At 68.6% G+C, this 10,858-nt stretch carries 11 protein-coding genes; 1 reads left to right on the top strand and 10 read right to left on the bottom strand.

Features of this window, described 5'->3' with window-relative positions:
* Window positions 1-144: 144 nt before the first annotated feature.
* The 7 genes from OG912_RS38870 to OG912_RS38840 form a co-directional block, all read right to left on the bottom strand.
* Window positions 145-1,146, bottom strand: a complete 1,002-nt coding sequence (locus tag OG912_RS38870; protein ID WP_327713773.1) for a Tn3 family transposase — start codon at window positions 1,144-1,146, stop codon at window positions 145-147.
* A gap of 72 nt (window positions 1,147-1,218) precedes the next feature.
* Window positions 1,219-1,467: a hypothetical protein gene (locus OG912_RS38865; protein ID WP_327713282.1), complete on the bottom strand. Its 249-nt coding sequence runs from the start codon at window positions 1,465-1,467 to the stop codon at window positions 1,219-1,221.
* 3 nt (window positions 1,468-1,470) lie between these two features.
* Window positions 1,471-2,544 carry a hypothetical protein gene (locus tag OG912_RS38860; protein WP_327713281.1) on the bottom strand — a complete coding sequence of 358 codons (1,074 nt, stop codon included), beginning with the start codon at window positions 2,542-2,544 and terminating at the stop codon, window positions 1,471-1,473.
* Between the two features lie 251 nt (window positions 2,545-2,795).
* A complete protein-coding gene (locus OG912_RS38855; protein ID WP_327713280.1) occupies window positions 2,796-5,108 on the bottom strand; it encodes a hypothetical protein in 2,313 nt (770 codons plus the stop codon).
* 4 nt (window positions 5,109-5,112) lie between these two features.
* On the bottom strand, window positions 5,113-5,460 hold the full coding sequence (locus OG912_RS38850; RefSeq protein ID WP_327713279.1) for a helix-turn-helix domain-containing protein: 348 nt from the start codon (window positions 5,458-5,460) through the stop codon (window positions 5,113-5,115).
* A complete protein-coding gene (locus OG912_RS38845; RefSeq protein ID WP_443061122.1) occupies window positions 5,457-6,626 on the bottom strand; it encodes a tyrosine-type recombinase/integrase in 1,170 nt (389 codons plus the stop codon). Before OG912_RS38845 ends, OG912_RS38850 begins: the two co-directional genes overlap by 4 nt.
* Before the next feature lie 130 nt (window positions 6,627-6,756).
* On the bottom strand, window positions 6,757-8,943 hold the full coding sequence (locus tag OG912_RS38840) for a DUF4158 domain-containing protein (RefSeq protein WP_327713278.1): 2,187 nt from the start codon (window positions 8,941-8,943) through the stop codon (window positions 6,757-6,759).
* Between the two features lie 267 nt (window positions 8,944-9,210).
* On the opposite strand from OG912_RS38840, the gene OG912_RS38835 reads away from it, so the two are divergent.
* Window positions 9,211-9,621: a MarR family transcriptional regulator gene (locus OG912_RS38835; RefSeq protein ID WP_327713277.1), complete on the top strand. Its 411-nt coding sequence runs from the start codon at window positions 9,211-9,213 to the stop codon at window positions 9,619-9,621.
* Between the two features lie 74 nt (window positions 9,622-9,695).
* Here the strand turns inward: OG912_RS38835 and OG912_RS38830 are convergent, their stop codons facing one another.
* From OG912_RS38830 to OG912_RS38820, 3 genes are all read right to left on the bottom strand, one after another.
* On the bottom strand, window positions 9,696-9,938 hold the full coding sequence (locus tag OG912_RS38830; RefSeq protein WP_327713276.1) for a hypothetical protein: 243 nt from the start codon (window positions 9,936-9,938) through the stop codon (window positions 9,696-9,698).
* A 206-nt stretch (window positions 9,939-10,144) separates the two neighbouring features.
* Window positions 10,145-10,417 carry a hypothetical protein gene (locus tag OG912_RS38825; protein WP_327713275.1) on the bottom strand — a complete coding sequence of 91 codons (273 nt, stop codon included), beginning with the start codon at window positions 10,415-10,417 and terminating at the stop codon, window positions 10,145-10,147.
* Window positions 10,417-10,650 carry a hypothetical protein gene (locus OG912_RS38820; RefSeq protein WP_327713274.1) on the bottom strand — a complete coding sequence of 78 codons (234 nt, stop codon included), beginning with the start codon at window positions 10,648-10,650 and terminating at the stop codon, window positions 10,417-10,419. Before OG912_RS38820 ends, OG912_RS38825 begins: the two co-directional genes overlap by 1 nt.
* Between the last annotated feature and the right edge of the window lie 208 nt (window positions 10,651-10,858).

The following is a 10,858-nucleotide window of genomic DNA, read 5'->3' as shown; positions in this document are numbered from 1 at the left end:
GCGATTCGCACTATGACGCTAGGGCCCTAACGCCGGGTACACAGCGTCTTTACCCGAGAGACGCTCACCCGAGACGGTCAGGTTCCCGTCCCCACCGCGCTCCTGGGGAAGGACCCATCCTCCCTGCGACCCGACGGAAGTACCTCAGAGCGCTGCTGCGGCAGCCGGCTGCGGTTCTTGCGTCCGCTGGCCGGGGACAGCTCCGCCAGGACCGAGATCGAGGCGGCCGTCCATATCGAGCTCGAACCTGCCGTACGGATTCACGTGCGTCCAGAACAGCGGCGACAACGCCCGGCGGTCCGCGTCGGTGAGCTGGTCCGCCCACTTCGGATCGGCCAGCACCTCCTGCATCAGCAGCGTGTTGACGTGCACCAGCGCCGACTGGAGCAGGTGCAGCGCGAGCATGGACACCTCCTGGGACTCCTTGTCCGCACCGGCCAGGTCGCCATCCTTGCCGTAGAACAGGTCCTTGTTCGCGCTGTTCCAGTTCTCCACCACCTGCAACCCCTCGTGGATCTCCTGCCGCGTCTCGACGTCGGCCAGGTAGTCGCAGACGAACGAGGTCCTCACTGCCCGGCCCAGCTCCTCGATCGCCCGGTACGTCGGGTGTTTCGGCCCTCCCCGGGTGAACCGACGCAGGACCTGCTCGGCCTCGGCGGTACCCAGGCGCAGGGCGGTGGTGTACTTCACGATCTGGTCGTACTGCTGGGCAATCAGGTCCCAGTCGATCGTCTTGGTGGAGAGCACCGGGCCCAGGTTCGGCCACTGGTCGTCCTCCCCGGCCGCGGGTCGGTACAGCTTCGCCGAGCCGATGTTCTTCAGCCTCGGCATCAGTTTGAAGTCGAGCATGTGTGCGAAGGCGAACCCAACGATGGAGGCGCCGTGCGTGTCGGTGTACTGCCGGTCAACGACCATGTCGGTGCAGTGCCGCAGCACGCCCTCGATCACCGAGGCGACCTCGGATGCCGAACAGGACTTCAGCTGTGAGTAGATGCAGACGGACTTCCGCTCGACATGCCAGTAGATCATCACGCCGGGGCCCGAAGCGCGCGGGTTCGTGGATTCCTGGACGCGAACGGGGCGGAACCCGCGTCTGGTTGGAGCATGGAGGCCTCGGGTGGGGTGGGTTCGCGTCAGGCCAACCATGCTAGCCCCGCGCGTGGCCTCCTGCTGCTCGGCACCAGTTACGGTGCCGAGCAGCAGGAGCCGAGGCCTGCCCTACTGGTCCGCGCTGCGCCGTGACCACTTTCGCTGCCGGTCCCGGTGCGCGATCTTCCATTGCTTGTAGCGGAGTCGGCTCTCGAACAGGGCGACGGTGCGGCCGGATGCGCCGTGCGCCCGAATGATGCTCGCCCGCGCCCTGGCCAAGGCGAGGACCAGAGTCGCTAGGCTGCTGATCAACAGGATTGCCGCGATCAGCCAGATCGGCAGCCCTGATACAGACAGCTCGGAGATGAGCTTCAGCATGGCTCAGACTCCAGTCTCGTCGGCCACGGCGCCATGCTGGCACGCGGCGGGGTTCGCCGTCGTACGGTGCTTCTGCATCGCACGCAGGAACTTGCGCCGCACCCGTTCGCCAAACTGCTTCGGGTTCTTCGCCTGTGCCAGTAGCGCGGCGTCGTGCCAATCCGCGTTGGTGTTGCTGAACACGTACATGGCGACAGTGCGCGCCTCTTCGGGATTGAAGTCGACCAGCAGGGCATCCAGACATGGGTGATGTCCGAAAGGCTGGCTGTACATCGCGTGGTCCTCAACCGGATTGCGCCGGGTCGCGGTCCGCCGCCTGCTCATACCGCGTGTGCTTCTGGTCTTGCTCTCCGCGCCCGGATCGTCCAGGCAGTCGATGTGCCGATACTCCAGCTTTCGCGCATACAGCGGTAGAAGGTTGTTCCGCTCGGTCCTCACCTGCCGGTTGAGTGCAGCGATCACACGGTCGTTGTTGAACAGCTCGACTCCGTCCCACCTAATCCCCAGCAGGCCGTTCAGGACCGCCGAGCGCCTGTGAATGGTCAACTGCCACTTCTTGGCGAAGTCCATGGCCTTCTCCTCGTCGCCGTTCATGACGTAGGCGACCATCGCGTCGTGCGCCTCCTTGTAGGCATCGCAAGTGCCCACAGGAACCGGCCACTGGTTCGCAAGCGGTGCCAACTTGCCGTAGATGTACTCGCTCGGCAGCAGGGTGAGCGGCCGCTTGAACGGCAGCGTCCTGACCAAATCCGCCCGCATCAGGTTCTGACACCGCCGGACGAGCTGCACGGCTTCGGCCGGCACGGACGCTCCGATGATGAAGGGGACGCGATCGGAGCCGTAGTGCTTGCGCAGCGATGCGCTGTCGGGGATCACCACGAGCCGGGTCGCGACGCTGTCCGTCTGCAGTCCCGCCCGCCTGGCCACCGACCGGTGCTGCTGCATCGGACGGCCCATCAGCCACCGGAGCGCAGCCCGCGCCGCGCCTGTGCCCTTGGCCGCGGGCATCCCTTCATGCCGGACGGTGACCAGGACCGCGAGCCTGGTCTGGGACTTCGTCAACTTGTTGTGTGCCATCAGAGAACCCTTCGTTAGAGGTGCCTTCACTCCTTGAGGCCCCCGACCGGGGTCCAACGGCAACGCGAAGGAAAATGTGGCGCAGATCACATTTGGCCGGTGGGTGGACAGACCGTCGACGCCGGTCCCTGCCTGCGGAGCACATCAAGACGCCGCGCAAAGGAGCGCCGACGGGCTCGCGGTGCAGCTCGCCCCGGTGACCGCTCCACGCATTCCGTCACCCGGCGACCCGCATTTCATCGGTTGCCCTGTCATCGCCAGAGGCTGGACCGGCGTTCGGGGTGGGCGGTGTAGATGTACTTCATCGCGGTCTCGGCGGCGATGCCGAAGACGCGCATGAGGTGGACGGGGTCGGCGGTCTGGCGGGCTTCGTCGAGGATGCGATCCTGGCGGAGCTTGGACAGAGTCAGGCCGAGCGGCCGGAAGATGTCGTTCATGACCATGGTGGAGACGGGCGGTAGCCGGTCGTCGGCCACGGTCTGCTGACTGACCAGCAGGTAGAGGTTGGCCGTCAGGGGCCAGCGCCGGTGGCGGCCGCGGACCCAGTCGGCGGCGAGGGCGTGCGTGAGCTCATCCAGGTAGACGGTGTGCGGCAGGCCCCGCCGGACCGTCAGACGACCGCGAGCGAGGTCGAGATCGGCCAGGAGGAGGCAGCGGGTCTCACGTCGGCCGAGCCCGTGGATGGCGACGAGCGCGACGACGAGCTTGGCCATCGGTGTGCCGGCTCGGTCGATCAGGCCGCGGAGCCGGTCGGTGGGGATGGGGACGGGCAGGCGTTCGCTGGTGGACAGCGAGGTCCCGCGGGTGGGGTCGCGGAAGATCAGCCGTTCCTGCTTGAGGGCTTGGAAGAGGCTGCGCAGTGCGCTGAGGAGATCTCGGCCGGTCGGTCCGGGCCGCTGGGCGAGGGCGTCCCGGATGTCGTCCTTGGTGATCTCGCGCAGGCTGGTGACGCGGGTGGCCCAGTCCGTCAGGACCGGGTGGAGGTAGCCGAGGTACTTGCGGATCGTCTCGAACGGCATCGCGGGGTGTTCGCGGCGGCCTTCGCCGCGCAAGACAAGGACCCAGCTGCGGAGTTCGTCCGCGATGTCCTCGGGGAATGTCTGGATGCGCTGGTCGATGGCCCGCTGGTGGATGTCGACTTGCCGGGCGGGGTCGGGAACGACCAGACCGTGGCGGGTGAGGAACTGCAGGATCCGTCGTGCGCTGGTGCCGGGCCGGTCGGCGGGCAAGGACCGGATGTCAGCCTCGTGGATGAGGGCGTCGGCGCCGAGGCGGGCCAGCAGGATGCGGAGGCTGCGGGCGGCGAGACGCCATACTTGTTCGTCCCAGCCCTGCTGTTTCGCGTGGTGCCGGAAGTCGTCGAGCAGGGCTTCGGCGGCAGGGGTGAGGGAAGGCAGGCGGTCCAGCTCGCCGACGGTGATGCAGGTCCAGTCGCGCCGGGCGTCGAACAGCGCGGTCTGGGCCGGGTTGACCAGGTGCGGCGAGATGGATGGTGCGGGCGGGCGCGCGGCGGCGGCTCGTTGCCGGGCCCTGTGATGCGGTGCGTCGTAGCCGAGAGCCCCAGGGCGGATTGCCAGCCTTGGTGCGAGGTCACCGCCGAACCACAGTTGGGTCCATGTCTCTTTTCGTGCGTCGGGGCCGTGCTGATCGATGTGGAGACAGCAGGCCCGGCAGATGCCGTTCAGCAGCGGGACGCTTCGGCGTCCGCAGCGACCGCAGTCGCCGACCGGGTGCCTGCCTGGCCACGTGCTCCAGCTGCTGCAGCCCGAGCAGACAGAGCGAAAGCCCCAGCAGTCGCAGTGCCGGCAGCTGCGGTGCAGCTTGGGCGGGATGATGGGCCGACGGCGAAGGCGGGGGCGGAGAAGACCGGCCTCGCGCAGGATGTCGGCGACCGCGTTCTGGCTGCGGGGCAGATCGTCGAGGACTTCCTCGGCGACCAGGTCCTCGCCGTCGGAGTCCCGGACGGCCAGGGCCAGCCGGATCATCCAGCAGGCCGCCCGCCACCACGCCTTGCTGAAGCCCTGCTCAGCGGCCTGGGCGATGGCGATGGCCTGCAGGCGGTCGTAGTCGGCGAAGTCCCGGTCGCGGATGCGCCGGACATGCTCCTGGGCGAGGTGTCGACGCGGGCGGAACAGGAGGAGCTGGCCGCTTACGGCCGGTGGGCACACGCGCGGGTCGTCGCTCGGCTCGGCCGACGCGATCCGCTGACGGTCCAGCCAGGACCGCGGCCGGCTCGCGTCGCGCGGCCGCCCTTTCAGCGGGCGGTCGATCGGCTGTGACCTGGGCAGACGGATGCCGGGCAGGATCAGCGCGAGCTGGCACGGCCGCCCGGCGACAGGGTCGGCAATCCATTCGGCGTCGAAAGTCCGGATGACCTGCAGACACAGACGGCACAGCCCATCGGTGTTGAGGTGGCCGGCGTGCCCGCAGCGGCGACAGGGTGCCTGCTCGGGATGCAGATGCCGCCAGGACGAGCAGGCGGTGCAGTCGGCGTACTGCGGCTTCTCGCCCCAGCCCAGGCAGATCCGGCACTGCCCGACGGGCCATGTCTTCCGTCGCGCCACGGCGTCAGTTCGGCGGCAGCGACCGGCGCGAGCGGCCCTGGCCCTTGCGTGGGATCGGTCGGACCGGTCGGACCGCTCCATCCTCGGCCCCCACCGCCCGTTTGCCGGTTTCCCGCTCGTCTCCGTCGGCGGCGGCCAGCGGCTCGGCCTCCAGCAGGTCGGCGACCGTGCAGTTCAGCGCGGCGCACATCTTGTCCAGGTCGTCCAGCCTCACCGAGATCGGCTTGCCGCCCCACAGGGCGGCGACCTTGCTCAACGACGGGTTGAAGCCGACCTGTTGGAACGCGGCCAGTAGGTCGCTGGGCCGCCAGATGTCACGCTTGGCCGCTGCCCAGCGCAGATTCCACTTCACCGCAGATTCCCCTTGTCCATCACCAGTCGCTGCACGGCCCGCCCGGAGGCGGCCAGGCTCGCCACCTCAGGATCCGCGTGAGCGGTCGCGAGGTACGAAACCGTGGTCGTTGGCCGGTCGTGTCCGAGCATTTTCTGCACCTCCCACAGCGACATCCCGCGCTCATAGTTGTGGGTCGCGCAAGCATGTCTTAGCAGGTGGGGGTGAAGATGGGTGACCGGGCCGGTGAGGAACCGCTGCCCGGCCGTCTTCAGCGCCTTGCGGAAGGTCGACGGCGTCACCGCGATGCCCGGCGTCGGCACGTTCAGCGCCGCGACCGCCGGCGGCAGGCGTTCGGAAGGGAACAACGGTGCCCTCGGGTCCTCCGGGTCGTCGCTGAACTCGCCCCGGACCTCCTCGATGTACCACCACAGGAGGTCGCGGCCCTCCTGGAACAGGTATGCCTCCCGCTGCCGGGGACCGGAACCGTGGGCGCCTTTGCCGTTGACGAGGAAGCGGCCCCACTGCCCGGACTCCCAGTGGACGTCTCCGATGCACACGCCGCACAGTTCGGCGGCCCGCACTCCAGAGATGTAGGTGAGCTTGCCCATCACGTAGTCGCGGCGGGCGATGACGGGCTTACGCGCGTCTTCCAACGAGTTGCGCCAACCGGCGAAGAACTCCCGGGTGGCCCGGTGTGACGGTGGCACCCGCAGCCCGAAGTCCCCGCGGTGCTTCGGCCGGTTGAACGGGTCGATGGGCGACTCGACAGCCGCCCCGAACCGGCGGGCGATCTCTCCGGCATAGCGCTGTTCGAGGAACGCGAAGTAGTGGTCGATCTGATTCATCTTCTGCCGGACCGTGGAGCGGCCGCGCTTGCCCGGCCCGGCGAAGTACCGGTCGACCTGCCGAGGGGTGAGCCGCCATGGCACCAGGCCGTAGTGCTGGCAGATCTCGATGACCGGCTTGACCAGCCGGTCCAGCGTCGTGACCGCCAGCCCGGCCGCGTCCCGGGCCCACTGGTACTCGGCGACGGTGTCCAGGAAGAACGACTCCTCGTCCCCATCGGTGAGGGCGGCCGACTGGCGCCGCTGCAGCGTGACGATGTCGGCCAGGTCCGGCTCCAGCACCGGCTCCTCGGTAGGGTCCTCGGCGTCGCCACCCCCGCGGGGCCGTACGACGGACAGCAGGCGTGTCCTGGAATCCACCACAGCACGGCAGATTACACGAATCTCTCCATGAATCCTGGTGAAACTGGCGGAATCCCGTACGGCTGGCGTTCGGACTGCGGTTGGTGGTTGAGCTGCTGAGATGCGGCTACGCGGCGAGGGAGAGCTCCGGGGAACCCGCTCCTACTCCAGTTCGGTAGCGCTGGTGCCACTCGGTCATCAGGTTGCTGGACCATGCGCCGAACTTGCGGCTGTCGGAGGCGCACGCAGTGCCCGTGCCCCACCACATCTCATCGCGGACGGCGAAGGTGGCGTTCACCAGCTTGCGCAAGGCCGCGCGCATGTTGGCGCGGTTGACGAAGAGGTGCCGCACCCGCCGCAGCGTCGCCTCCGACTCGCCGTGCTTGCCCGTCACCGCGACCCGCTTGATCCCCATGTTCGTGCCCAGACCGAACAGGACCAGCAGCAGCCGGCGCCGCAGCACATCCTTGGACAGCATCTCTCTGGTGGCGACCGAGGTGAACTCGGCGATGAAGTCCGTGTCGAACTCGGCGTATTTCAGGATGTCCAGCAGGTCGATGGTGCCCCAGCGCCGCTCGATCTCGCCCTTGATGGCCACCAGGCTCTCGGGCTCCTCCAGCTTGTCGCGTGGGGAGACCCTGATCCACGGCTCGCCGTGCTTCTTGACGATCGCCACCCCGCCGGTCGTGCCCTCCGCCAGCGCCTGCTCGAAGCGGTCCAGCGAGGTGCGGAGCTTGCCTTGCAGGGCGGCGATGAACTCCCCGGCGTCCTGCGGCTGGCCCAGCGCGGCGTAGTGCACGTCCCGGTTGTCCTCGAAGTCCGCCGGCAGGTCGTCCTCCGGGTTACGCCACCGGTTCGCCCCCACCACCCAAATCTCCCGGCGCCGCACCGCGTCCCGCAAAGCGACCAGCACGCACAGCTCGTACGGGATGCGCTCGACACGGCCCTTGTCGTCCACCACCGCCGCCCGCCAGTGCTCGGGCACCACCCCCGCGAGCGGCACGCTCTCCGCCGGATCGAAGAACGCGCCCTCCTTCAGCGGCTGGTCCAGGTAGCGCTGGAGCAGATCGATAGCGTCCATCACCGGCCGGTAGGCAGTGTTGTTGCACTTCAGCTCCAGCGCGCCCAGCAGCGGCGAGAGCATCCGGCGCCAGTGCGCCGAGTACGACGACCGCAGCACCGTGCGGACCCTCGCCTTGTAGCGGGCCTCGTTCGCCGCGGCCTCCGCTGCCAGCGCCTTCAGCGTCTTCTCCCCGCCGACCACCGGATAGATCACCCGCCGCACGGTGCCGGACGGCTCGGACAGCGCCGCCTCCGCGACCCGCAGCAGCATCCCCTCCTTGCCCCGGACCTTCTTCAGCTCGGCGTTCAGCTCCTTGTCGACCTTCCGCTCCGCCCGGGTGTTGATCTTCAGCACGAGCTGGATGAACAGGTCCACCAGCGAGTCGGTGATCTCCGTCTGCCGCACATGACACAGCGCGGCCAGTAGCGTCAGGCGCCGCGGCGGCTTCATCCGCTCCAGGTTCGCCGGGTACTCCTTCGACGCCCGCGCCCGCCACGCGTCCACCAGCTTCTCCGACACGTCCGCGAACAAGTCCGCGGGCAGCTCCAGCCGCCGCACCCGCTGAAGCTTGTTCACCTCCGCCAGCAGGCTCTCCAGGCCCGGCGCCCCCGGGTCGGCCTTCAGCTCGGCGAAGTGCGAACGCCCGCCGGCCGACACCGCATCATGGCCGTCCGCTCCCTCGCCCGTCTCGTCGTGGCTGCCGGCGACCAGGTCCTCCAGGCGCGACCGCGTCGCGTGTGAGATCCGCTCCATCCTGCTGCGGCAGAACTGGGCCTCGAAGTCCTTGACCGCCTTGCCCACCAGCCGCCCGACCCGGCCTGGGGCCGGCGGCTCGATGTGGTCGTTACGGCAGCGTGCCACCACCGCTGCCGCCAGCCGATCCCGCGACAGCTCCACCGGACACAGCTCAGCGGCCAGCCACTCGGCCAGCCGCTCCTGGTCCTCCTCGGTGTTCGCCCGGAACCCATACGCCTCCCGGATCTCCTTGCGGTGCCGCTTGATCCGGTCGCCCTGCCAGTCGTAGGCGTCCCACGCCTCGGCGGGGACCTTCACCTGCTGGGCCACGTACTCCACCGCCGCCGCGGGCATCTCCTTGGCGGACTCCGGGAACCGGGCCTCCACCTCGAAGAACTTGAGCAACAGCGCAAATCCCAACCGGGTCGCCCCGGACTTGTTCCGTACCTTCTTCATGTCGTCTTCGAGCAGCGTCCAGACCTCGATCAGGTCTTCCGGCTCCCAGTCCTGCCGCATGCGCCCCATCCTTCGCCGTCACTCGTTCAGCTCAACGAGGCGACCCAGGCGGGGAAACGAGGGGCTACGGAAGTTACTCAGTGCTACACGCCACTTGGCGGTAGCTATACGAGAACAGGGCCGGGCAGGAAGCCTGTCGGAACTGGTGCGCCACCCGTCGCTGCAGCACATGCGCGAGGCGATCGACGAGCTCCGCAAGGAACGCGCCGCGAAGCGACGGGAACGACGCAAGCGGTTCGACGCACAAGAGGAGAAGGAGCAGGGGGCATGTTATTCACACCGGTCAACGGCGAAGGCGTCGTCGCGGCCCTGGACCTCCCCCAGCCTGCCTACCGCGTGCTGCTCACCCTGCGCTCCCGCAGCGAGTCCGGCGGCCGCGTGGAGATGGGCCAGAACCAGATCGCGGCCCTGCCGGGACTGAGCCGCCCCAGCGTCACCTCCGGCCTCCGCGACCTGATACTCGCCCGCCTGGTCACCAAGCAGCGCAACGGCCTCTACCGGATCAACGCGACGCTCGCCGGATACGAGTCACCCGCCGCGGCGCAGCGCGCCATCGATGACATGCCCGTCGAGGACCGCCTGGACGACCCGGAGTTTGTCACCCGGTTCCACCAGGCCGTCGAGCACTACCGCGAGCAGCTCGCCCTCGAACGGCGTAAGAAACTTCGTGTCGCTTGAACCCACTCGACCAACGCACAGGTGCTGCCCCCGGGCAGGTCGCAAGCCGTGTTACCCGTGAGGGCAAGAGATGCTCACCACCAGGAACCTCGTCGCATGTTCAGCAAGCGCCTGCCAGTGAGATCCCGGTCAGCGGCGAGCAGGAAGGCCACCGGCGAGGTCGCGATCTCCTGGCGTCGAGTCATGAATTTGCTGGCGACGTAGGGCACGAGCGTTATGGCCGCTGCTGTTCCGGCGACCGTGAACTGACCGCCTGCAGCAGCCAGACCTCCGAGAATGGTGCCAGAGGCGGCATTAATATCGATCCTCAAGCCCATTGCGCCAGGTGAACCAGGTTGTTCTGGTCCTCCAGACCAATCCGCATCCGGATGCAGCGCACATCGGCAGCGTCTGCTGCACCCGGGAGGCCGGCTTGCTGCACGAGCCGTACCTGTGTGCCGATCGGGCCGTGCGAATGATGCGCTGCCTCCCGAGCCACCATGCAGCCGTGCAGCACGAGCAGCGGGAGGGCAGCAGGCGGCTGCTACGCCTCGATGAAGGCCACGACCACCACGGTCTTCAGGGCCGTCACCCAATACAGGATCCGGACGCGCTCGACTTCGTCGGCGTACTGGCGCAGCCGGGGGCCGGCGGCGGTCCCGGGGAGCGGCTCTCCGGCGTCGGGGTCGACGGAGATGACGACCAGGGCGCGGTCCAGGGCGTGGATGTCGGCCTCGCTGGTCAGGTTCTCCATCTGCTTCGCGGCGGAGTCGGAGAACGTGATCCGGGCGCGGCGTCGGCGGTGCTGCCTGGGCATCAGGCGACGGCCGGGCGCTGGGCGGCGAGACGGGTGAGGTGGGTCTCGCGTAGTTCCTCCCACGGCGTGCACTGCTCGGGGTCGGGCAGACCGTTGGTGGCGATGTCCTCCAGGACGGCGGCGAACCGGTCGGCGTCGGCACGGGCCTTGGCCGCGTACGCGCGCACCGCGTCGGCGGCTGCGGGCTCCAGCTGCCGGGCGGCGGTGTCGGCGGGGGCCGGCTGTTCGCTCATCGAGGGCTCCAGAGGGCAGAACTGGCGTGTCTCACCACGGTATCGCCGGGCAGGCGGGCCCGGGAGCACTCTGTGGGAACCCGGCCCGTAAGTACGCTCCGTGCTCCTCACATGTGCGCGGGAGGTCGGGCACTGGCAGGCGGTGACTGTGAGTCACGCTCGCTCGAGGCCTCGTTTGCACCAGGCGGGTTCGCGCCGTCCTGGCGCA

Source organism: Streptomyces sp. NBC_00464 (assembly GCF_036013915.1).
Classification (GTDB): Bacteria; Actinomycetota; Actinomycetes; order Streptomycetales; family Streptomycetaceae; genus Streptomyces.
This window is presented reverse-complemented; position numbering and strand designations above follow the sequence as displayed.

Bases quoted from the DNA above. Each gene is read 5' to 3' on its own strand.
- OG912_RS38865 (WP_327713282.1), bottom strand. From the start codon at position 1,467: ATGCTGAAGCTCATCTCCGAGCTGTCTGTATCAGGGCTGCCGATCTGG.
- OG912_RS38840 (WP_327713278.1), bottom strand. From the start codon at position 8,943: ATGCGGCAGGACTGGGAGCCGGAAGACCTGATCGAGGTCTGGACGCTG.
- OG912_RS38860 (WP_327713281.1), bottom strand. From the start codon at position 2,544: ATGGCACACAACAAGTTGACGAAGTCCCAGACCAGGCTCGCGGTCCTG.
- OG912_RS38825 (WP_327713275.1), bottom strand. From the start codon at position 10,417: ATGCCCAGGCAGCACCGCCGACGCCGCGCCCGGATCACGTTCTCCGAC.
- OG912_RS38820 (WP_327713274.1), bottom strand. From the start codon at position 10,650: ATGAGCGAACAGCCGGCCCCCGCCGACACCGCCGCCCGGCAGCTGGAG.
- OG912_RS38870 (WP_327713773.1), bottom strand. From the start codon at position 1,146: ATGGTTGGCCTGACGCGAACCCACCCCACCCGAGGCCTCCATGCTCCA.
- OG912_RS38830 (WP_327713276.1), bottom strand. From the start codon at position 9,938: ATGGGCTTGAGGATCGATATTAATGCCGCCTCTGGCACCATTCTCGGA.
- OG912_RS38835 (WP_327713277.1), top strand. From the start codon at position 9,211: ATGTTATTCACACCGGTCAACGGCGAAGGCGTCGTCGCGGCCCTGGAC.